A 22,026-nucleotide genomic window follows, 5' to 3' on the forward strand; every position below is an offset into this window, starting at 1 on the left:
CCGGTGGCGGCTGCGCCTTACCGGGCCTACAACATCTTCGAACCGTAGGCCGGGCAAGCGCAGCGCCGCCCGGCATTTTCACTACTGCATCCCCAACGTTCGCGGCAACCACAGTGATATCGCCGGAATGTAGGTCACTATCCCTAATACCACCAGCAGCATGGCGTAGAAAGGCAGCATCTCCCGCACTACCGCCTCAATTTTCTGCTTGCTCACCGCACTGGCAACAAACAGCACCGATCCTACCGGCGGGGTAATCAGGCCGATCCCGAGGTTCACCATCATGATCATGCCGAAATGCACCGGATCGATACCCAGCGAATTGGTCACCGGCAGCAGGACCGGCGTCAGGATCAGGATGATCGGCGCCATGTCCATCAGGGTGCCAATCAGCAGCAGCATGATGTTGAGGTACATCAGGATCACGTACTTGTTATCCGAGAGCGAGGTAAAGAACTCGGTGATCCGCATCGGCAGCTGCATGTAGGTCATCACCGCGCCAAACGCCGCGGCAAAACCAATCAGGATCATCACGATGGTTACCGTCTTCACCGTGCGGCACATCAGCTTCGGCAGCTCGTTCCACTTGTAGTCGCGATAGATAAACATGGTGACAAAGAACGCCCACAGGCAGGCCACCGCCGCAGACTCCGTGGCGGTAAAGATACCCGACAGGATCCCGCCGAGAATTATCACCACCGTCATCAGGCCCCAGAGGGCATCGAAGAAGATCTTCAGCGCCTGTTTAAAAGGCACCCTCTCACCTTTTGGATAACCCCGCCTGCGCGCAAAGCCCAGGCACAGCACCATCAGGCTTAACCCGAGGATCAATCCCGGCAGCACGCCCGCAATAAACAGCGTGGCGATAGAGACGGTGCCCCCGGCCGCCAGCGAGTAGATCACCGAGTTGTGGCTGGGTGGAATCAAAATCGCCTGCACCGAACCGCTGGCCGTCACCGCCGCCGCGTATTCGCGCGGATAACCCTTCTTCTCCATCTCCGGGATCATCACGGTCCCGATGGAGGCGGTATCCGCCACCGAGGAGCCGGAAATCGCGCCGAAAAAGGTCGAAGCGACGATATTCACCAGCGACAGCCCGCCGCGAATAAAGCCGACAAAGATATAGGCGAAGTTCACCAGACGCCGGGCAATCCCCCCTTCCGCCATGATCGCCCCCGCCAGGATAAAGAACGGGATCGCCAGCAGCGTGAACTTATTCACCCCGCTGGTAATCTGGATCATCAGCGCTTCCAGCGGCAGGTCAATCCACAGCGCGCCGGCCACGGCGCTTAAGCCAACGGCGAAGGCCACCGGCATCCCCAGCGCCAGCAGAATGGCGAGGGTGAATAACAAAACAAATGCATCCATTGTTCACCCCTTAACTGTGGTTGCCGATCAGAACGACCGGGCGATGCTCCTGAGAGCCAAACATCAGGCGCTCAAGCACAAACAGGATTAACACCGCCGATCCGATCGGCAGCGGCAGATAGCTTTCGCCGGAGGTCAGGATCGGAAACTCCGCCACCGGCTGCTCCCAGAGTTCAATGCACAGCAGATAGCTGTACCAGAACATGATGCCCGAGATCGCCAGCATCAGCAGATCGACCACGCGCGCGCAGAGCGTTTTCAGTGAGACCGGCAGTCTGTCAGTGAGCATATTCACCGCAATATGCGAGCCGGCGCGGTAGCTCACCGCCGCGCCGATAAAGGTGAAGGTCACCATGCAGATAATGGCAATCGGCTCCGGCCACGACTCGCCGCGATTGAGTACGTAGCGCGAAAAGATGCCAATCGGGATAACAATAGTCATCACCAGCAGCGACAGCCCGGCAACGGCCATCGCCAGCAGGTAGAGACGGTCCATCCACTTTAGATAAAGTTCGGACATAGAGGCTCCGGCTTACTGAACGTCAGCGATCGCTTTCATCAGATCCTGATGCTTGTCGCCATACTGGGCACGCACCGGCTCTGTCGCTTTGATAAAGACCGCCTTGTCGATGTCATGGAACTGCACGCCGCCGGCCTTCATTTTTTCCAGCGCCTGGGCATTATATTCCTGCCACAGTTTACGTTGCTCCATCTGGGCTTCGCGGGCCAGGGTCTTAATCTTCTCCTGCTCGTCGGCGCTCAGCTTGTCCCATTTCACTTTGGAGTAAAGCAGCATTTCAGGGGTGATAAAGTGGCCGCTCAGGGTGTAGTTTTTGGCGACCGGCATGTAGTTGTGGGCGATAAAGGTTGGTGGGTTATTCTCTGCGCCGTCGATAACCCCGGTCTGCATGCCGCTGTAGACTTCACTGACCCCCATCGCGACCGAGTTGGCGCCCATGTCTTTCAGGGTGGCCAGCGCTACCGGGCTACCCTGAACGCGGATCTTCATCCCTTTCAGATCTTCAGGTTTCACCACCGGGTTCTTGGTGATCAGGTTACGGGTGCCGGAGTCCATCCAGCCGAGGAAGACGAGACGGGATTTCGGGTTGTTGGTCAGCTTCTCGCCGATGGATTTGCCGATATCGCCGTCGATCACTTTGTGCATATGGTCTTCATCGCGGAAAACGTAGGGCAGCGTAAAGACTTCGATATCCGGCAGAATAGCCGCAACCGGTGCCATGGAGACGCGGATCATGTCGATGGCGCCCATCTGCGCCTGCTCAATCATCTGCTTTTCATCACCCAACACCCCGCCCGGGAAGACCTTGATATCCAGCTTGCCGTCGGTTTGTTGTTTGAGTTTTTCACCCATATGCTGAACCGCCACCACGTTCGGGTAGCCTTCGGGATGCACGTCAGCGGCCTTAATGGTTTGTGCAGAGACAGAGGCAGCGAAAGCAGACAGGCACAGAGCGGCCAGCAACGGCTTGAGGGTCGTTTTCATTGAGTCAACTCCAGGGTATTAGGGTGAGTATCGGAACGTTGTTTTATTTTTAGACGTTTCAAAACTAGCCTACTCCCCGGAAAACGAGGGTGAAGCACTTCACAAAAAGCGCTAAAAAATGAAATGGCGGTTTAAAATTGTGGTGGCGGTCATGCCGGGTGGCGGCTGCGAGGTAAATGCAAAACGGCAACCTTCTGGTTGCCGTTTTTAATGTTTGCGCCCTCTCCCTGTGGGAGAGGGTCGGGGTGAGGGCATCAGGCCGCACACCTCACACAAAAACTAGCCTTTACGTAACAGGTAACGGTAAGGCAAGGTGTTAGTCTCCTGCGCCAGCAGCTCATGTTCCATAAAGGTACAGAAGCCGGGAATATCGCGGGTGGTGGCCGGATCGTCGGCAATGATTAACAGCGTTTCGCCGGTTTGCATCGTGCGCACGGTTTTGCGCACCATCATGACGGGCTCAGGGCAGCGCAGACCCTGTGCATCAAGGGTGTGGTCCGGGTGGGTAAACAGATCGGTCATCGTCGTCTCGTTCAGATAAAAACGGCAGTAGTTTACGCCCCGGACCGGGCAATGCAAACCAGGTTAACGATTGCGTAAAAATTAGCCGTTGCAAACGCTAGTCAAAGCAGTATGATGCGGCGGTTTTCAGAATCAGGGCATCAGGCGTTATTGTTGAAGCCAGTCTGGAGACGGACAGCGCGCAGAAACCGGAGCGTACACTTAGTACGTGAGGATTTCGAGCACTGCCCGGATTCAGAATGGCGAATAAAATAGCCTGATGGCCAGATTCATATTGGGTTCCCTCACCCCAACTTCTAAAAAGGTCACAATATGACGCAGTTCTCTCAATCGCAGCGCGTAAAAGCGTTGTTCTGGCTTTCGCTTTTTCATCTGCTGGTGATCACCTCCAGTAACTATCTTGTGCAGCTCCCGATCTCCATTTTTGGTTTTCATACCACCTGGGGCGCGTTCAGTTTCCCGTTTATCTTCCTCGCGACCGACCTCACCGTCCGTATCTTTGGCGCGCCTCTGGCACGACGCATTATTTTTGCCGTTATGCTTCCGGCGCTGTTTGTTTCGTACGTGATCTCCTCGCTGTTCTACATGGGAAGCTGGCAGGGCTTTGAGGCGCTCGCGCACTTCAACCTGTTTGTCGCCCGTATCGCCGCCGCCAGCTTTATGGCCTACGCGCTGGGGCAGATCCTCGACGTGCATGTGTTTAACCGCCTGCGCCAGAACCATCGCTGGTGGATGGCGCCGACTGCCTCCACGCTGTTTGGCAACGTCAGCGATACGCTGGCCTTCTTCTTTATCGCCTTCTGGCGCAGCCCGGATGCCTTCATGGCCGAACACTGGATGGAGATCGCGCTGGTGGATTACGCCTTTAAGGTGCTTATCAGCCTGGTCTTCTTCCTGCCGATGTACGGCGTGCTGCTGAATATGTTGCTGAAAAGGTTCGAGGATAAATCTGAAATTTCCGCATTACGGGCAGGTTAAGGGTTCCCCTGAACAGTTGTGTTAAGATGAGCAGATGCGCCGTTATGGCCGTTTATCGAAAGGAAGAATTCAATGCGCAATCTGGTTAAATATGTCGGGATTGGCCTGCTGGTGATGGGGCTTGCTGCTTGTGACAACAGCGACACCAAAACGCCTGCTCAGGGTGCGTCTGCGGAAAGCAATGCCACGGGTCAGCCGGTCAGCCTGATGGATGGCAAACTTAGCTTCTCTCTGCCTGCGGATATGACCGATCAGAGCGGCAAGCTGGGCACCCAGTCGAATAATATGCACGTCTACTCCGACGCCACCGGGCAAAAAGCGGTGATTGTCATTGTCGGCGATGACACCAGCGAAGACCTGGGCGTGCTGGCGAAGCGTCTGGAAGATCAGCAGCGCAGCCGCGACCCGCAGCTGCAGGTGGTCACCAACAAGGCCATCGAGCTGAAAGGCCACAACCTGCAGCAGCTGGACAGCATCATCTCCGCCAAAGGCCAGACCGCCTACTCCTCAGTGGTGCTGGGTAAAGTGGATAACAAGCTGCTGACCCTGCAAATCACGCTGCCTGCTGACGATCAGCAGAAAGCGCAGACCGCCGCAGAGAACATCATCAATACTCTCGTGATTCAGTAAGTTATCACGATGACATGGCCTCCTCCGGAGGCCATTTTTTTAGCCGCCACGTCAGCAGTAACGCCACCGCCACCAGTCCCGCCGCGGCCAGATAGATAACCGGCACGCCGGCCCACGCCATCACCAGCCCCGCCAGCGGCCCGGTTATCCCCAGCGACATATCCATAAACACCGTGTAGGTCGCCAGCGCCGCGCCCTGATTCTGCTGCGGCACAGCCTTCACCGCCACGACACCCAGCGCCGGGAAGACCAGCGAGAAGCCCGCCCCGGCGAGGAACACCCCGATCCGCGCCATCCAGGGTTCCCCGGCGATACCGGTCAGCAGCAGGCCGATAATCTCGACGCCGAAGCAAATCATCGCCACGTTCAGCCCGCCCAGCCGGTTGATGCCGTTCGGGAACAGCAGACGCGTGCCGACGAAGGCGCAGCTAAACAGGGTCAGCGCAAAGGCCGCCCCCTCCCAGCCTTTATCGGCGTAGAACAGCGTAATGAAGGTGGCGATCACCCCAAAGCCTGCCGAGCCCAGGGCCAGCGCCATGCCGTAGGGCCAGACGCGCCCCAGCACCGCGCGAAACGGCATCGGCTTGCCCTTGCTGGCCTTCACTTTCGGGCGCGGCAGGGCGAACAGAATCGCCAGCAGCGCCACCACCATAATGGTCAACGCCAGCCCATTCAGGCCGGTGTAGCGGTAGCACAGCACCCCCAGCGGAGCCCCCATCGCCATCGCCCCGTAGGTGACAATCCCGTTCCAGGAGATCACCCGCCCAATGTGCGAAGCCCCCACCACGCCCACGCCCCACAGCGTGGAGCCGGTGCCGGCAAGGCTTTGCCCTACGCCTAAAATCACGCGGCCAAAACAGAGCAACGCGAGGCTCACCACCGGCCAGGCGCTGGTGAGTCCCGCCAGAAAATAGCTGACCCCGCTCAGGAAACAGCCGCACAGCCCCAGCACCACAATGCTTTTTGGCCCAAACAGGTCGGCATAGCGTCCGGCATAGGGGCGGCTTAACAGGGTGGCGAAGTATTGCAGGCTGATCACCAGGCCCGCCCAGAAGGCGCTAAAGCCCATGATGTCATGCACATAGCCCGGCAGGACGGCCAGCGGCAGGCCGATGGTCAGGTAGCTGGCAAAGTTGAAAATAACGACGGAAACAATACGCAGGTTGAGGCGTAATCCACTCAGTGCCGGTTCGGCGGCAGGTTCGGGCATCAGGTTCACCAGAATTTTTACAACAGTGTTTCACTATTACCATGCCAGGGGCTGAAATGCAGCAGTGACTTTAAGAATAACAGCGTCAACCGAAGCGTCGCGCGCACACTACACTTATGGGCATCTAATAAGAGGAAACACCATGATAATCACACCACCCGATAAAACGGGTCTTCCGCCCGCTGATAAAGCGGGTCTCCATATTTTGATGAAGCTGGCCTGTCTGGTCGTGATCCTGGCAGGCATTCACGCCGCAGCAGATATTCTCGTTCAGCTTTTGCTGGCACTCTTTTTCGCCATCGTCCTTAACCCTCTCGTCACCTGGTTTTTACGCCGGGGGGTAAGCCGCCCTGTCGCTATCACTATCGTGGTGGTGGTGATGCTGATTGGCCTGACGGCGCTGTTTGGGGTGCTGGCGGCCTCGCTCAATGAATTTGCCGCCATGCTGCCGAAATACAACAAAGAGCTGACGCGCAAGATTGTCGATCTGCAGCAGATGTTCCCGTTCCTCAACCTGCACTTCTCCCCGGAGCGCATGCTGAGACGGATGGACTCGGAAAAGGTGATGACCTTTGCCACGGCGCTGATGACCCAGCTGTCCGGGGCGATGGCCAGCGTCCTGCTGCTGGTGATGACCGTGGTGTTTATGCTGTTTGAAGTGCGCCACGTGCCGTACAAAATGCGTTTCGCCCTCAATAATCCTCAGGTCCACATCGCTGGCTTACACCGCGCGCTGAAGGGCGTTACCCACTATCTGGCGCTGAAAACGCTGTTAAGCCTGTGGACCGGGGCCATCGTCTGGCTGGGGCTGGCGCTGCTGGGGGTGCAGTTCGCCCTGATGTGGGGCGTGCTGGCCTTCCTGCTGAACTATGTGCCCAACATCGGGGCGGTGATCTCCGCCGTGCCGCCGATGATTCAGGCGTTCCTGTTTAACGGTTTTTACGAATGCATGATGGTGGGCGCGCTGTTCCTGGTCGTCCACATGGTGCTGGGCAATATCCTGGAGCCGCGCATGATGGGACACCGGCTGGGGATGTCCACGCTGGTGGTATTTCTGTCGTTATTGATCTGGGGCTGGTTACTCGGCCCCGTAGGAATGTTACTGTCCGTGCCGCTCACCAGCGTCTGTAAGATCTGGATGGAGACCACCCGAGGCGGGAGCAAACTGGCTATCCTGCTCGGGCCAGGCAGACCGAAAAGCCGTTTACCGGGATAACATTCATGTACGAAAAGGACAGCCTCAGCGCGCTTGAGGCCATCACCGAGGCGCAACGTATCGCCTTTGCCCCGATGCTGTTCCAGACCGCGCTCTGTCTGCGTAATTCCGGGATACTCGCCTGGCTGGACAAACAGGGCCCGCGCGGCGCAACGCTTGAAGACGTCGTGGCCAACAGCAGCCTCGGCGACTATGGCGTGGGCGTTCTGCTGGATATGGGATTAAGCGGGCGGATCCTGACCCACAGCGATGGCCGCTACTACCTGGCGAAAATCGGCCATTACCTGCTGCACGACACCATGACCCGCGTAAACATGGATTTCACGCAGGACGTTTGCTACCAGGGGCTGTTTCATCTTGGCGACGCCCTGCAAGCGGAAAAACCGGCCGGGCTGGCGGTCTTTGGCGACTGGCCGACTATTTATCCGGCGCTCTCTGCCCTGCCTGAGCAGGCGCAGCGGAGCTGGTTTGCGTTCGATCATTTCTATTCCGACGGCGCATTCGACGCCGCGTTGCCCCTTATATTCGCAAGCAGGCCGACAAAATTGTACGATGTCGGCGGCAATACGGGTAAATGGGCGCTACGCTGCTGTAGATACGATGAAAATGTCGCCGTTACGCTGCTCGATCTGCCGCAGCAAATTGCACTGGCCCAGGAAAATATCGCAAAAGCAGGATTATCTCATCGTATTGGGTTCCACCCTGTCGATATGCTTAGCGACGCTGCTCTGCCGGATGACGCTGATGTCTGGTGGATGAGCCAGTTTCTGGACTGCTTCTCTCCCGATCAGATTGTGACCCTGCTGAGCAACGTGGCGAAAGTAATGAAGCCGGGTGCCCGCCTGTGCATTCTGGAGCTGTTCTGGGATGCGCAGCGATTCGAAGCGGCCGCCTTCAGCCTGAACGCCACCTCGCTCTATTTCACCTGTATGGCGAACGGCAACAGCCGTTTTTATCGCGCAGAGAAATTTTATCACTATCTGGAAAAAGCAGGCTTCCGGGTAGAAGAGCGGCATGACAATCTTGGGGTGGGCCACACCTTATTGATTTGCCAGAAAAATGAGCAGTAACGCCGCCTGATCCCGGCGGCGGTACCGGATGACGGGTTTACCGCGGACGCGCGCAGATGAAATTTGCACTTAACATTCTCGACTGGCAAGCCAGAGCGCCAGGCCTTTGTGATGCCAGTCAGTGGCAGGCATGGTCACAGGGTTTGCTCGCCATCGATCCTGCTGCGCCGCAGGCAAAACTGTCCGAACTGCCGATGATGACCGCCCGCCGCCTGAGTTCAGGCAGCAAGCTGGCGGTGGAGTGCGGGATGGCGATGGTGCGAAAGCACGCCATCCACGCCGTGGTCTACACCAGCCGTCATGGCGAACTGGAGCGTAACTATCGTCTCCTGCACGCCCTGGCGACCGGGCAGGACGTCTCCCCCACCGACTTCGCCATGTCAGTACATAACTCCGCGGTGGGTAATCTCACCATCGCCGCGCGTCAGCCGATTGTTTCGTCGTCACTCTCTGCCGGAAGGGATACCTTCCAGCAGGGGCTGTGCGACGTGCTGAGCCTGCTGCATGCAGGGTATAAACGGGTGTTGATGGTGGATTTTGACGGCACCCTGCCCGACTTTTACCGCCCCTCGGTTCCACAGCAGATGCCTGCCTGGCCCTATGCCCTGGCGCTGGTTATCGAAGCCGGGGATGGCCTGTGCTGCGAAACCCGCCCTGTCCGCTGCGATGAAGAGCCCTCGCTGCCGCAGAGCCTGCTGTTCCTGCGCCACTACCTGCGTGACGATGCGCAGTTTGCCGTACCCGGTGAACGCCTGCTGTGGCAGTGGACGCGGGCATGATATTCATCAGGGCGGCGCTGAGCCGCGGCTGGCGACTGGTGATGACCGGTCTGTGCTTCGTGCTGTTTGGCGTGGGCGGGCTGCTGCTGTCGCTGGTGTGGTTCAACCTGCTGAACCTGGTCCAGCGGGATCGCGCCCGCCGCCGTCGCCTTGCCCGGCGCAGCATTGCCGCCAGCTTCCGCGCTTTTTTAACCATGGCGCGCGCGCTCGGCGTGCTGGATTACCGCTTCGATAATCTCGACGTGCTGCGCCAGGAGCGCGGCTGTCTGGTGGTGGCGAACCATCCGACGCTGATCGACTACGTGCTTATCGCCTCGGTGATGCCGGAAACCGACTGTCTGGTGAAAGGTGCCCTGCTGCGTAACCCCTTTCTCAGCGGGGCGATCCGGGCGGCGGATTACCTGATCAACAGCGAAGCCGACACGCTCCTGAGCGCCTGTCAGCAGCGGCTGGGTCAGGGCGACACCCTGCTAATCTTCCCGGAAGGCACGCGCACGCAGGCAGGAAAAGCGATCGCGTTGCAGCGCGGCGCGGCGAACATTGCGGTGCGTTGCGAAAGCGACCTGCGGCTGGTAATTATCCACTGCAGCGAGCATCTGCTCGATAAACACAGCCGGTGGTATGACATACCGCCGAACAAACCCGTTTTCACGGTCGATGTCCGTGAGCGGGTGAATATTAATGATTTTTACGATGCAGCGGTCCACGAGCCCGCGCTGGCGGCCAGACAGCTCAACCGGCACCTGCAGCATCGCTTAACGTCAGGCCTTCAATCTTTGTCAGGAATTAATGATGCAAGCGCTCTACCTGGAAATTAAAAATCTTATAATTACGACACTCAATCTGGACGAATTGACCGCAGAGGATATCGATACGGATGCCCCGTTGTTTGGCGATGGGTTGGGCCTCGACTCGATCGATGCCCTTGAGCTGGGCCTGGCGGTAAAAAACCAGTACGGCGTGGTGTTATCTGCCGAAAGCGAAGAGATGCGCCAGCACTTCTATTCCGTTGCCACGCTGGCCTCTTTCATTACTGCCCAACGCGCCTGAGATCGAACTAAAAATGACGACTGAACAAAAATCTGTTTATCAGGAAGTGACCTCCCTCCTGATCACCCTGTTTGAAGTTGCGCCAGAGGACATCACCCCTGAGGCGCGCCTGTACGAAGATCTGGAGCTAGACAGCATCGACGCCGTCGACATGGTGGTGCACCTGCAGAAGCGAACCGGCGCCCGCATCAAACCGGAAACCTTCAAGTCAGTGCGTACCGTGCAGGACGTGGTGGATGCGGTAGAAAAACTGCTCCGCGAAGCGTAAGACGTCATGCGTGGCGGAAAGTCATTTCCGGCGATCCCGCTGCTGACGGGGCTGATGCTGCTCGGCTGGCCCTTTCTGATCGGCTTTGGGCTAACGCATCACAACCTGCACTGGCTCCTGCCGCTGATGGCCATCCTGCTGCTGTGCCGTTTTTACCAGGCGCGACGCAGCGCCGGGCCGCTGCGCTACGTGATCCAGAGCGTGGCGCTGGTGGGCATCGCCCTCTGCGCGGCAAGCTACCTGTTGAAAGCGCACCACTGGCTGCTGCTCTATCCGGTGGTGGTTAATCTCGCGATGCTGGGGGTGTTTGGCGGCTCGCTCTGGACGGCGATGCCGCTGGTCGAGCGGCTGGCGCGCCTGCGTGAACCTCATTTACCCCCTGCCGGTGTACGCTACACCCGCATTGTTACCCGGGTGTGGTGCGGTTTTTTCATCTTTAACGGCAGCGTGGCGCTGTTCACCGTGCTGCACGGGGATATGCGGCTCTGGACGCTGTGGAACGGCATGATCGCCTACATCCTGATGGGAACGTTAATGGCAAGCGAGTGGCTGGTACGCCAGCGGATCAAAAAAGATGCATAACCCCCTGCCCCTGAGCCTGTGGCTGAACGCCCCCCGCCCGGACGACACCCCTGTCGCCTGGTCCGGCGATCGACGCTGGACGCTGGGGGAGCTGCGCCACGACGTTACCAGGATAACGGCCCGCTTACAGCAGCAGCAAGGCGAGCGCTGGGCGCTCTGCTTTGACGACAGCTATCTGTTTATCGTCGCCCTGCTGGCCACCCTGCACGCGGGTAAAACGCCGGTGCTGCCCGGCCACAGCCGCGAATCGCATCTCGACGAACAACAGGCGCTGTTCAGCGGCGTGCTGAGCGACAGAGCGCTGAATGTCCGCGCCCCGTTGACGGTAGTCAGCTCTGCCTGTCGCCGGGCCCCAACTTTCACGCCGCTGCCGGGCATTGATGATGACCGCATTATCGAGCTGTTCACCTCCGGCTCGACCGGAAAGCCCGAACGGATAAGCAAGACCATCACCCGGCTCGACCAGGAGGCCCGCCTGCTGGCCGCCCGCTTCGGCGAGCGAATTGACGGCTGCTTTGTTGTCTCCTCGGTCGTGCCGCAGCACCTTTACGGCCTGACGTTTCGCATTGTACTGCCGATGGCGCTGGGGCTGCCGCTCCACGCGGCGATGCTCACCTACGCCGAGCAGCTGGCGGCGCTGGATAGCGATAAGCGCTACCTGTTCATCAGCAGTCCGGCGTTTCTGAAGCGCCTCGATCCGGCACTCGCTCCGCCGCCCGTCGCGGTGCTGGTCTCCGCCGGGGGCGTGCTGGAGTGGGCATCGGCCTGCGAAACTCAACGCTGGCTGGGGCTGTGGCCGGATGAAATTTACGGCAGCAGCGAAACCGGGGTTCTCGCCTGGCGCTATCGTCAGGCAGAGGCGAATCTCTGGCAGCCCTTTCCCGGTGTCACATTTACCCGCGATAATGACGCCCTGCGGGTCTCCTCCCCGCTCATTGATGCACATGGCGTGCTGCTCGACGATATTCTGCACTTTGCCGATAACGGCCAGTTCAGCATTGAGGGCCGCCGGGGCCGGGTGGTGAAAATCGAAGAGAAGCGTATTTCGCTCAATGAGATCGAACAGCGTCTGCTGGCGCTGGAGGGCATCCGCGAGGCGGCGGCGCTGCCGGTCACCCGAGGCGGACGACAGGGGATTGGCGTACTGCTGGTTTTGAGCGACGCCGCTCGCCAGCGCGGCAGTAAAGCGCAGATCCTCACCTGGCGACGCGCCCTGCGGCCGTGGCTGGAGCCGGTCGCCATCCCCCGCTACTGGCGCATTGTTGATGAGATGCCGGTGAACAATATGAACAAGCGTGTCTATGCGCAGTTACAGGAGTTATTTCATGAAGATCCATGAAATTGGGCGCCATCAGGCACAGCCTCAGCATCTGGAGATCGTCCTGCACCTCGATCCGGCGCTGTTCTGGTTCCAGGGCCATTTTGCCGTCCAGCCGCTGCTGCCGGGCGTTGCCCAGCTCGACTGGGTGATGCACTACGCCACCACGCTGCTGGCCCCGGAGTACCGCTTCCACAGCATTCAGAACGTGAAGTTCCAGGCACCGCTGCTGCCCGAGGCCACCGTGACGCTGGTTCTCGACTGGAACGCGGAGCGCCAGATGCTTACCTTCAGCTATCAGCGCCATGACGGCGAAGCCCGCCACACGGCCAGCAGCGGGAAGATTCGCTTATGCCGTTAAGCGTCCGTCCCTGCATCCTGATCCCCTGCTACAACCACGGGGCGACGATGGCGAGCGTCCTGGAGCGCCTGGCGCCGTTTCAGCTGCCGGTGATTGTGGTTGATGACGGCAGCGACGCCAGCACCCGTCAGGAGCTGGATCGTCTGGCCGCCGAAAATCCGCAGATGACGCTGGTGCGGCTGCCGCACAACAGCGGCAAAGGCGCGGCGGTGATCCGCGGGCTGAAGGTCTGCGCCGGGGCCGGTTATACCCATGCGGTGCAGGTTGATGCCGACGGTCAGCACGCACTGGAGGACATTCCCCGGCTGCTGGCGCTGGCCGAACGCCACCCGACGGCGCTGATTTCCGGCCAGCCGGTATTTGATGCCTCGATCCCCCGCTCGCGCCTGTATGGCCGCTGGGTCACCCACGTCTGGGTGTGGATAGAAACCCTGTCATTGCAGCTCAAGGACAGCATGTGCGGCTTTCGGGTCTACCCGGTGGCCCCCACGCTGCGGCTGGTCAACAGCGTGCCCCTGGGCAAGCGGATGGATTTTGACACCGAAGTAATGGTGCGCCTCTACTGGCAGGGCAACACCAGCTATTTCCTGCCCACCCGGGTGACCTATCCTGAGAATGGCGTCTCCCATTTCGATGCCCTGCACGACAACCTGCGTATCTCCTGGATGCACACCCGGCTGTTCTTCGGCATGCTGCCGCGTATCCCTTCCCTGCTGTTCCGCCGCCGCACTCAGCACTGGGCGAAGCAGCAGGAGGTGAAAGGGCTGTACGGCATGCGCCTGATGCTGCGGGTCTGGCAGCTGCTGGGCCGCCGGGCCTTTACCCTTCTGCTGTGGCCGGTGATTGCCGTCTACTGGCTTACCGCCCGTCCGGCGCGGCAGGCCTCGCAGCAGTGGATCGCCCGGGTGAGCGAGACGCTGGCCCGGCGCCAGCAGCCAAAGCCCGCGCGCCTGAACAGCTTTTTCCACTTTATGCGCTTTGGTCATGCGATGCTGGATAAGGTCGCCAGCTGGCAGGGAGAACTCAAGCTGGACCGGGACGTGCTTTTTGCGCCAGGTGCCCGGGAAAAGCTCGATCTCACCGTGCCCGAGGGCAAGCTGCTGCTGGCTTCCCATCTCGGAGATGTGGAGGCGTGCCGCGCCCTGGCCCAGATCAAAGGCGGCAAAACCGTCAACGCGCTGGTGTTCAGCGATAACGCCCAGCGTTTCAAACAGATTATGCAGGAGATGGCGCCCCAGGCCGGGCTGAACCTGATCCCGGTAACCGATATCGGCCCGGAGACCGCCATCCTGCTGAAAGAGAAGATCGATCGCGGGGAGTGGGTGACGATCGTCGGGGATCGGATCGCCGTCGATCCGCAGCGCGGCGGCAACTGGCGGGTGGTGTGGAGCGATTTTATGGGCCAGCCCGCCCCGTTCCCCGAGGGGCCTTTTATCCTCGCCTCGCTGATGCGCTGCCCGGTGGTGCTGATCTTCGCCCTGCGCCAGCAGCAGAAGCTGCATATCCACTGCGAAGACTTTGCCGATCCGCTGCTGTTGCCGCGGGGCGAGCGCCAGCAGGCGTTACAGCAGACCGTCGACCGCTATGCCCAACGGCTGGAGCACTTTGCGCTGCAGGCCCCGCTCGACTGGTTTAATTTTTTCGATTTCTGGCGTCTGCCGGATGCCAAAGAGAAGGAGTAAAGGGTGCTGACCGATCCCCGCTTTACCACCGAAGTAGAGCTGACCGTACCGTTTCACGACGTCGATATGATGGGCGTGGTGTGGCACGGCAACTATTTCCGCTATTTTGAGGTAGCCCGCGAGGCCCTGCTCAACCAGTTCGATTATGGCTATCGCCAGATGAAAGCCTCCGGCTATCTCTGGCCGGTGGTGGATACCCGGGTGAAATACCGCGATGTCCTGACCTTTGAGCAACGCATCCGCGTCCGGGCCCATATCGAGGAGTTCGAGAACCGCCTGCGCATCGCCTATCAGATATTTGACGCCGACAGCGGCAAACGGACCACCACCGGCTACACCATTCAGGTGGCGGTGGAGGAGAAGAGCCGCGAGCTCTGCTTTGTCAGTCCGGCCGTGCTGTTCGAGCGTATGGGAGTGACGCCATGAAGTGGTTACCGCTGCTTGCCCTGCTGGCAAGCCCGTTCGTCAGCGCCGTGACGCTGGATGAGCTGCAGCAACGCTTTACCGAACAGCCGGTGGTGCGTGCCCACTTTGAGCAGACCCGCACCATCAAGGATCTGCCCCAGCCGCTGCGATCCAGCGGCGAGATGCTGATCGCCCGGGATAACGGCCTGCTGTGGGATCAAAAAGCGCCGTTTCCGATGACGCTGCTGCTGGACGACAAGCGGATGGTACAGACCATTAACGGCCAGCCGCCGCAGACCATCACCGCTGACACTAACCCGCAGATGTTCCAGTTCAACCACCTGCTGCGCGCCCTGTTCCAGGCCGATCGTCGGGTGCTGGAGGAGAACTTCCGCATCGACTTTAAAGACCTCGGCAATGGCCGCTGGTCGCTGGTGCTGACCCCCACCACCACGCCGCTGGACAAGATTTTCGCCTCCATGGATCTGGGCGGCGAGACCTACCTGGAGTCCATTGTGCTGAACGATAAGCAGGGCGATCGCACCGATATCACCCTCTCCCGCCACCAGCTCACACCCGCCAGCCTGACCGATGACGAACGCCAACGCTTTGCCGCACCGTAATTCCCGACGTCCGGCGCTGGCGTGGGCGCTGATCTGCCTAGCGCTGCTGGGCGTGCTGCTCACCCTGTTACCGGGGGCGCGCCTCAACAACAGCGTGCTGGCGATGCTGCCCAAGCAGAGCCTCGGGGCGATCCCCCCGGCCCTGAACGATGGCTTTATCGAACGCCTCGACAGGCAGCTGGTGTGGCTAGTCAGCCCCGGCAAACAGCCCGACCCGCAGGTAGCGCAGCAGTGGCTGAGCCTGTTGCAGAAGTCCGGTTCCCTGGGCGAGGTAAAAGGGCCGATGGACGCCGCCGGACAAAAGGCCTGGGGCGATTTCTTCTGGCAGCACCGTAACGGCCTGATCGATCCTGCCACCCGCGCGCGGCTGCAAAACGGCGGCGAGGCGCAGGCCCAGTGGATTTTGTCCCAGCTCTACTCGGCCTTTTCCGGCGTCAGCGGCAAAGAGCTGCAAAACGACCCGCTGATGCTGATGCGCGGCTCGCAGCTGACGCTTGCGCAAAACAGCCAGAAGCTGCGGCTGATGGACGGCTGGCTGGTCGCCAAAGACGAGGCCGGTAATTACTGGTATCTGCTGCACGGGGAGCTGTCCGGTTCGTCGTTCGATATGCAGCAAACCCACCGGCTGGTGACCACCCTTCACGACCTCGAAGGCCAGCTCAAAACGCATTACCCGCAGGCCCGACTGCTGTCGCGCGGGACGGTATTTTACAGCGACTACGCCAGCCAGCAGGCGAAACGGGACATCTCCACGCTCGGCGTCGCCACTATTCTCGGGGTGATCCTGCTGATTGTGGCGGTGTTCCGCTCCCTGCGCCCGCTTCTGCTGTGCCTGCTCTCCATCGCCATTGGCGCGCTGGCGGGGACAGTGGCGACCCTGCTGCTGTTCGGCGAGCTGCATCTGATGACCCTGGTGATGAGCATGAGCATCATCGGCATCTCGGCGGATTACACCCTTTACTACCTGACCGAGCGGCTGGTTCACGGAAATCAACATTCCCCGTGGCAGAGCCTGGCAAAGGTGCGCAACGCCCTGTTGCTGGCGCTGCTCACCACCGTGGCGGCCTATTTCATAATGATGCTGGCGCCCTTCCCGGGGATTCGCCAGATGGCGGTGTTTGCCGCCGCAGGGCTGAGCGCCGCCTGCCTGACGGTTCTCTTCTGGCACCCGTGGCTGTGTCGCGGCTTACCGGTGCGCCCGGTGCCGTTGAAAACCCCGATGCTGCGCTGGTTGGCGGCATGGCGCGACCGTCGCCTGTCGGTGGGCCTGCCGGTGGCGCTCACGCTTGTCGCTGTCGCAGGGATCGCCACGCTGCGGGTGGACGACGATATCGCCCAGCTCCAGGCCCTGCCGCAGGATATTCTGGCCCAGGAAAAAACCATCACCGCCCTGACCGGACAGAGTGTCGATCAGAAATGGTTCGTGGTGCATGGCGCCTCGGCCCAGCAGACGCTGGAGCGGCTGGAGGCCTTTACCCCGGCGCTGGCGCAGGCGCAGCAGGCGGGTGAGCTGAAATCCTGGCGCAGCCTGCCGCTGAACTCGCTGGCGCGGCAGGCGCGCGATCTGGCCCTGCTGCACAAAGCGGCGCCGGCGGTGATTAAGGTACTGCAGAGCGCGGGGCTGACCGCGGTGTCGCCGGATCTGCGCCCGATGCCGGTGGAGGTTGAAACCTGGCTTGCCAGCCCGGCCAGTGAGGGCTGGCGTCTGCTGTGGCTCACGCTGCCCGGCGGCGAGAGCGGCGTGCTGGTTCCGGTGGATGGGGTGAAAAACAGCCCGGCGCTGGGCAAGCTGGCGGCGCAACACCCCGGCGTGGTGTGGGTGGATCGCAAGGCGCGTTTCGACAGCCTGTTTGCCCTCTACCGCAACGTGCTGACCGGCCTGCTGGCCGTCGCGCTGGCGGTGATTGCCGGGGGTGCCATGCTGCGCCTCGGCTGGCGCAAGGGGCTGATCACGCTGGTCCCCTCCCTGCTGTCGCTGGGGTGTGGCCTGGCCGCGCTGGCGGTAACGGGCCATCCGGTTAACCTGTTTTCGCTTCTGGCGCTGGTGCTGGTGCTCGGCATTGGGATCAACTACACGCTATTCTTCAACAACCCGCGCGGCACGCCGTTGACCTCGATGCTGGCCATCACCCTGGCGATGATGACCACCCTGTTGACCCTTGGCATGCTGGTCTTCAGCGCCACGCAGGCTATCAGCAGCTTCGGGATCGTGCTGGTCAGCGGGATTTTCACCGCTTTTCTGCTGGCCCCGCTGGCGATGCCAGACAAAAAAGAGAGAACATGATGATCACCCCTTTTTACCGCGCCGCCGTCCTGATCGGTGCCCTTCTGCTGGCCGGTTGCGGCCACAATTCGCAAGAGCGTGGCGATAGCCGCCCGCAGGCCTGGCTCCAGCCGGGTACCCGGGTAACGCTGCCGCCGCCGGGTATTACCCCGGCGCTAAGCTCCCAGCAGCTCCTGACCGCCAGCGTTAACGGCAAAACCCAGTCGCTGCTGGTGATGCTGAATGCCGATGCGCAGAAGGTGACCCTCGCCGGGCTGTCTTCGGTGGGTATCCGACTGTTCCTCGCCACCTATAATGAAACGGGCATCCATACTGAACAGTCGGTCGTTGCACCCGAGCTGCCGCCGGCCAGCCAGGTGCTGGCGGACGTGATGCTCAGCCACTGGCCGGTTAGCGCCTGGCTGCCGCAACTGCCGAAGGGCTGGACGTTAAAGGATAAAGGTGACCGGCGTGAGCTACGCAATGCCGACGGCAAGCTGGTGACGGAGATTGTCTACCTGCAGCGCAAAGGCAAGCGCGAGCCGATTAGCATCGAACAGCACGTGTTCCACTACCACATCACCATTCAATATCTGGATGACTAAGATGATCTACATTTCTGCCGTTGGCCTGATCAACGCCCTGGGCAACTCTCCCGATGAGATTGCCGCTAACCTCACGCGCGGCGTCGCCCCCGGCATGCGCCTGCGCAGCGGCTGGCTGCAGGGGCAGGATGCGGTGCTGGGCGGCGTCGACGGCGAACTGCCCGCGATCCCGGAGCGCCTGGCCGCGCACCGCTCGCGTAATAACCAGCTTCTGCTGGCGGCGCTGGCGCAGATCCAGCCTGCCGTTGACGACGCCATTGCCCGCTACGGTCGCGACCGGGTGGCGGTGGTGATGGGCACCAGCACCTCCGGGCTTGATGAGGGCGACACGCACGTGCGGCTGTCGCAGAACGGCGAAGAGAGCGCCAGATGGCGGTACGCGCAGCAGGAGCTGGGCGATCCGTCGCGCTTTCTGGCGAACTGGCTTAACCTGGACGGCCCGGCCTTCACCCTTTCCACCGCCTGCTCCTCCAGCGCGCGGGCCATCATCAGCGGGCGTCGGCTGATTGACGCCGGGCTGGTGGACGTCGCCCTCGTGGGCGGGGCAGATACGCTGAGCCGGATGCCGGTGAACGGTTTTAACAGCCTTGAATCGCTCTCCACCACCTTGTGCGAGCCCTTTGGCCGCGACCGCCGGGGGATCACCATCGGCGAAGCGGCGGCGCTGATGCTGCTCACCCGGGAGCCGCAGCCGGTGGCGCTGCTGGGTAGCGGTGAGTCGAGCGATGCATACCATATTTCTGCTCCACATCCCGAGGGCGAAGGGGCCATCAGCGCCATTCACCAGGCGCTGAACGAAGCCGGACTGAAGCCGGAGGATGTGGGCTATATCAACCTGCACGGCACGGCAACGCCGCTTAACGACCAGATTGAATCCCGGGTGATCCACGACCTGTTTGGCGAGGCGGTGCCCTGCAGCTCAACCAAACATTTAACCGGGCATACGCTGGGGGCGGCGGGGATCACCGAGGCGGCGCTAAGCTGGCTGATCCTGACCCGCGATCTGCCCCTGCCCGCTCAGGATTTCAGCCGCTATGCGCCGGACCCGGCCCTCGCCGCCTGCGGCGTGCTGCATCAGCCCACCGCGTTAAAAAAAGCGGTGATTTTGTCTAATTCGTTCGCCTTTGGCGGCAATAATGCCAGCATCCTGCTGGGGAGAGTGTGATGCGTTATTTAACCCCGGCAGCCTACCTGCCCCACGATGCCCCCATGCTGCTGCTGGAGTCGGTCGAGAGCGTCACCGCGGAATCCGCCGTTTGCCGCGTCACCGTCAGCCCGCAGGGGGTACTGGCGCCATTTTTAACTACCGCGGGCGATCTGCCGGGCTGGTACGCCCTTGAGCTGATGGCCCAGACGGTGGGGATCTGGTCTGGCTGGCATCGCGTGCAGAAGGGCCAGGAGAGCAGCGCCCTTGGTATGGTGCTGGGGGCGCGGGAACTGGTCTGCGCCGCCGGGCTTTTTCCGGCCTGCAGTGATTTAACCATCACCGCCACCCTGCTGATGGAGGATGAGCGCTTCAGCAGCTTCGAGTGCGCCATTACCCTTGATGATTCAACCCTGGCCACCGGGCGGGTGAACACCTTCCAGCCCAGCCAGCAGGAGTTAGCATCTCTGTTTAAACCGGGAGTAAGTCAATGAGTCGTTCTGTTCTGGTTACCGGCGCCAGCAAAGGCATTGGCCGGGCTATCGCCCTTAAACTTGCCGCGGACGGGTTTACCCTCGGCGTGCACTATCACCGCGACGCGGCGGGCGCAGAGGCCACCCTGGCGGCCATCGAACAGGCCGGGGGTAACGGGCGTCTGCTGGCGTTTGACGTGGGCAACCGGGCCCAGTGTCGCGAGGTGCTGGAGCAGGATATGGTGGCAAACGGCCCCTGGTATGGCGTGGTAAGCAACGCCGGGATCGCCCGGGACGGTGCTTTCCCGGCGCTCAGCGAAGACGACTGGGACAGCGTGATCCACACCAACCTCGACAGCTTTTACAACGTCATTCACCCCTGCATCATGCCGATGATTGGCGCGCGTCAGGGCGGGCGGATCATCACCCTGTCGTCGGTGTCCGGGGTGATGGGCAACCGCGGCCAGGTGAACTACAGTGCGGCGAAGGCGGGCATTATCGGCGCCACCAAAGCCCTGGCGGTTGAGCTGGCGAAGCGCAAAATCACCGTTAACTGCATCGCGCCCGGCCTGATTGATACCGGGATGCTTGAGATGGAAGAGGCCGCGCTGAAAGAGGCGATGGCCAGCATCCCCATGAAACGGATGGGTCAGGCGGACGAGGTGGCCGGGCTTGCCAGCTACCTGATGTCGGATATCGCGGGCTATGTCACCCGCCAGGTGATCTCCATTAACGGGGGAATGTTATGACGCGTCGGGTGGTGATCACGGGCATGGGCGGTGTTACTGCCTTTGGGGAGACGTGGGCGTCGGTGGCTGGCCGCTTACGTGAGTATAAAAACGCGGTGCGCAAAATGCCGGAGTGGACGATCTATGACGGTCTGCACACCCTGCTTGCCGCACCGATCGATGATTTTACCCTGCCGGATCGCTACACCCGCAAGCGCATCCGCGCCATGGGCCGCGTGTCGCTGCTGTCGACCCGCGCCACCGAACTGGCTCTGGAGCAGGCGGGGTTACTTGACGATCCTGTCCTCACCCAGGGCGAGACCGGCATTGCCTATGGCTCGTCCACCGGCAGCACCGGCCCGGTGAGCGAGTTCGCCACCATGCTGACCGAGAAGCACACCAGGAACATTACCGGCACCACCTACGTGCAGATGATGCCGCACACCACGGCGGTGAACACCGGCCTGTTCTTCGGCCTGCGCGGGCGGGTGATCCCCACCTCCAGCGCCTGTACCTCCGGCAGCCAGGCGATTGGTTATGCGTGGGAGGCTATCCGCCACGGCTATCAGACGGTGATGGTGGCAGGCGGCGCCGAGGAGCTCTGCCCGTCGGAGGCGGCGGTGTTCGATACCCTTTTCGCCACCAGCCAGCGTAACGATGCCCCGCAATCCACCCCGTCACCCTTCGATATCCAGCGCGACGGACTGGTGATCGGCGAAGGCGCAGGGACCCTGATTCTGGAAGAGCTGGAGCATGCGAAGGCGCGCGGCGCCACTATTTACGGGGAGATTGTCGGCTTCGCCACCAACTGCGACGCGGCGCATATCACCCAGCCGCAGCGGGAAACCATGCAGATTTGCATTGAGAAGTCGCTGAAGTCCGCCGGACTGAGCCCGCAGGATATCGGCTATATTTCGGCGCACGGCACCGCCACCGACCGGGGGGATATCGCCGAAAGCCAGGCCACCGCCGCGGTGTTTGGCGACAGCGTGCCGATCTCCTCTCTGAAGAGCTATTTCGGCCATACCTTAGGGGCCTGCGGCGCGCTGGAGGCGTGGATGAGCCTGCAGATGATGCGCGAGGGCTGGTTCGCGCCGACCCTCAATTTAAGACAACCGGATGAGCAATGCGGCGCGTTAGATTATATTATGGGGGAAGCCCGTCACATTGACTGCGAATACCTGCAGAGCAACAACTTCGCGTTCGGCGGCATTAATACTTCCATAATCATTAAACGCTGGGCGTGA

The 22,026-nt window shown here is 60.9% G+C and carries 24 protein-coding genes and 1 pseudogene; 20 read left to right on the forward strand and 5 right to left on the reverse strand.

The features are described from left to right. Positions 1-81 precede the first annotated feature (81 nt). The 4 genes from NB069_RS20695 to tusA all read right to left on the reverse strand — a co-directional run bounded on the left by NB069_RS20695 (position 82) and on the right by tusA (position 3,394). Complete coding sequence (locus NB069_RS20695) at positions 82-1,368, reverse strand: TRAP transporter large permease (protein ID WP_250586468.1); 1,287 nt, start codon at positions 1,366-1,368, stop codon at positions 82-84. Positions 1,369-1,378: 10 nt separating this feature from the next. Next, positions 1,379-1,888 (reverse strand): TRAP transporter small permease, encoded by a 510-nt coding sequence (locus NB069_RS20700; RefSeq protein ID WP_250586469.1) that lies wholly within the window; start codon positions 1,886-1,888, stop codon positions 1,379-1,381. Positions 1,889-1,900: 12 nt separating this feature from the next. Further along, positions 1,901-2,872 carry a TRAP transporter substrate-binding protein gene (locus tag NB069_RS20705; RefSeq protein ID WP_250586470.1) on the reverse strand — a complete coding sequence of 324 codons (972 nt, stop codon included), beginning with the start codon at positions 2,870-2,872 and terminating at the stop codon, positions 1,901-1,903. A 279-nt stretch (positions 2,873-3,151) separates the two neighbouring features. Beyond that, complete coding sequence (tusA, locus tag NB069_RS20710) at positions 3,152-3,394, reverse strand: sulfurtransferase TusA (protein WP_250586471.1); 243 nt, start codon at positions 3,392-3,394, stop codon at positions 3,152-3,154. Positions 3,395-3,706: 312 nt separating this feature from the next. Between tusA and NB069_RS20715 the strand changes: the two genes are divergently transcribed. After that, positions 3,707-4,372 carry a 7-cyano-7-deazaguanine/7-aminomethyl-7-deazaguanine transporter gene (locus tag NB069_RS20715; RefSeq protein ID WP_250586472.1) on the forward strand — a complete coding sequence of 222 codons (666 nt, stop codon included), beginning with the start codon at positions 3,707-3,709 and terminating at the stop codon, positions 4,370-4,372. Positions 4,373-4,444: 72 nt separating this feature from the next. Then, positions 4,445-5,002, forward strand: coding sequence for a DcrB family lipoprotein (locus tag NB069_RS20720; protein ID WP_250586473.1), 558 nt, complete (start codon positions 4,445-4,447; stop codon positions 5,000-5,002). A 4-nt stretch (positions 5,003-5,006) separates the two neighbouring features. Here NB069_RS20720 and NB069_RS20725 read toward each other — a convergent pair. Then, positions 5,007-6,255: pseudogene (locus NB069_RS20725) on the reverse strand (MFS transporter). Between the two features lie 99 nt (positions 6,256-6,354). Here NB069_RS20725 and NB069_RS20730 point away from each other — a divergent pair. The 18 genes from NB069_RS20730 to NB069_RS20815 are packed head-to-tail and all read left to right on the forward strand — an operon-like array spanning position 6,355 to position 22,026. Next, positions 6,355-7,428: an AI-2E family transporter gene (locus NB069_RS20730; RefSeq protein WP_250586474.1), complete on the forward strand. Its 1,074-nt coding sequence runs from the start codon at positions 6,355-6,357 to the stop codon at positions 7,426-7,428. Positions 7,429-7,433: 5 nt separating this feature from the next. Continuing rightward, positions 7,434-8,498: a methyltransferase gene (locus NB069_RS20735; protein ID WP_250586475.1), complete on the forward strand. Its 1,065-nt coding sequence runs from the start codon at positions 7,434-7,436 to the stop codon at positions 8,496-8,498. A 56-nt stretch (positions 8,499-8,554) separates the two neighbouring features. Beyond that, positions 8,555-9,277, forward strand: coding sequence for a beta-ketoacyl synthase chain length factor (locus NB069_RS20740; RefSeq protein ID WP_250586476.1), 723 nt, complete (start codon positions 8,555-8,557; stop codon positions 9,275-9,277). Beyond that, positions 9,274-10,095, forward strand: coding sequence for a lysophospholipid acyltransferase family protein (locus NB069_RS20745; protein WP_250586477.1), 822 nt, complete (start codon positions 9,274-9,276; stop codon positions 10,093-10,095). Before NB069_RS20740 ends, NB069_RS20745 begins: the two co-directional genes overlap by 4 nt. Further along, positions 10,070-10,327 carry a phosphopantetheine-binding protein gene (locus NB069_RS20750; RefSeq protein WP_039032490.1) on the forward strand — a complete coding sequence of 86 codons (258 nt, stop codon included), beginning with the start codon at positions 10,070-10,072 and terminating at the stop codon, positions 10,325-10,327. The genes NB069_RS20745 and NB069_RS20750 overlap by 26 nt, the downstream gene beginning before the upstream one ends. A gap of 13 nt (positions 10,328-10,340) precedes the next feature. Next, the gene (locus NB069_RS20755) at positions 10,341-10,595 is read left to right on the forward strand and encodes an acyl carrier protein (protein WP_250586478.1); all 255 of its coding nucleotides are present in this window, start codon (positions 10,341-10,343) and stop codon (positions 10,593-10,595) included. Between the two features lie 6 nt (positions 10,596-10,601). After that, on the forward strand, positions 10,602-11,177 hold the full coding sequence (locus tag NB069_RS20760) for a hypothetical protein (protein WP_250586479.1): 576 nt from the start codon (positions 10,602-10,604) through the stop codon (positions 11,175-11,177). Further along, entirely contained in the window at positions 11,170-12,516 is a 1,347-nt protein-coding gene (locus NB069_RS20765) for an AMP-binding protein (RefSeq protein WP_250586480.1), read from the forward strand. The genes NB069_RS20760 and NB069_RS20765 overlap by 8 nt, the downstream gene beginning before the upstream one ends. Next, entirely contained in the window at positions 12,503-12,856 is a 354-nt protein-coding gene (locus NB069_RS20770) for an ApeI family dehydratase (protein ID WP_250586481.1), read from the forward strand. Before NB069_RS20765 ends, NB069_RS20770 begins: the two co-directional genes overlap by 14 nt. After that, a complete protein-coding gene (locus NB069_RS20775) occupies positions 12,847-14,538 on the forward strand; it encodes a glycosyltransferase family 2 protein (protein WP_250586482.1) in 1,692 nt (563 codons plus the stop codon). Before NB069_RS20770 ends, NB069_RS20775 begins: the two co-directional genes overlap by 10 nt. A 3-nt stretch (positions 14,539-14,541) precedes the next feature. Further along, positions 14,542-14,964 (forward strand): acyl-CoA thioesterase, encoded by a 423-nt coding sequence (locus tag NB069_RS20780; protein WP_250586483.1) that lies wholly within the window; start codon positions 14,542-14,544, stop codon positions 14,962-14,964. Next, positions 14,961-15,566, forward strand: a complete 606-nt coding sequence (locus NB069_RS20785) for an outer membrane lipoprotein carrier protein LolA (protein ID WP_250586484.1) — start codon at positions 14,961-14,963, stop codon at positions 15,564-15,566. The genes NB069_RS20780 and NB069_RS20785 overlap by 4 nt, the downstream gene beginning before the upstream one ends. After that, a complete protein-coding gene (locus NB069_RS20790; RefSeq protein ID WP_250586485.1) occupies positions 15,535-17,850 on the forward strand; it encodes an MMPL family transporter in 2,316 nt (771 codons plus the stop codon). Before NB069_RS20785 ends, NB069_RS20790 begins: the two co-directional genes overlap by 32 nt. A 2-nt stretch (positions 17,851-17,852) precedes the next feature. Then, on the forward strand, positions 17,853-18,434 hold the full coding sequence (locus NB069_RS20795; RefSeq protein WP_250589552.1) for a DUF3261 domain-containing protein: 582 nt from the start codon (positions 17,853-17,855) through the stop codon (positions 18,432-18,434). A gap of 1 nt (position 18,435) precedes the next feature. Further along, positions 18,436-19,599: a beta-ketoacyl-[acyl-carrier-protein] synthase family protein gene (locus NB069_RS20800; RefSeq protein WP_250586486.1), complete on the forward strand. Its 1,164-nt coding sequence runs from the start codon at positions 18,436-18,438 to the stop codon at positions 19,597-19,599. Further along, positions 19,599-20,072, forward strand: coding sequence for an ApeP family dehydratase (locus tag NB069_RS20805; RefSeq protein ID WP_250586487.1), 474 nt, complete (start codon positions 19,599-19,601; stop codon positions 20,070-20,072). The genes NB069_RS20800 and NB069_RS20805 overlap by 1 nt, the downstream gene beginning before the upstream one ends. Next, positions 20,069-20,800, forward strand: coding sequence for a 3-ketoacyl-ACP reductase FabG2 (locus NB069_RS20810; protein ID WP_250586488.1), 732 nt, complete (start codon positions 20,069-20,071; stop codon positions 20,798-20,800). The genes NB069_RS20805 and NB069_RS20810 overlap by 4 nt, the downstream gene beginning before the upstream one ends. Next, entirely contained in the window at positions 20,797-22,026 is a 1,230-nt protein-coding gene (locus NB069_RS20815; RefSeq protein ID WP_250586489.1) for a beta-ketoacyl-ACP synthase, read from the forward strand. The genes NB069_RS20810 and NB069_RS20815 overlap by 4 nt, the downstream gene beginning before the upstream one ends.

Origin of the sequence: Leclercia adecarboxylata (assembly GCF_023639785.1) — a bacterium.
Classification (GTDB): domain Bacteria; phylum Pseudomonadota; class Gammaproteobacteria; order Enterobacterales; family Enterobacteriaceae; genus Enterobacter; species Enterobacter adecarboxylatus_D.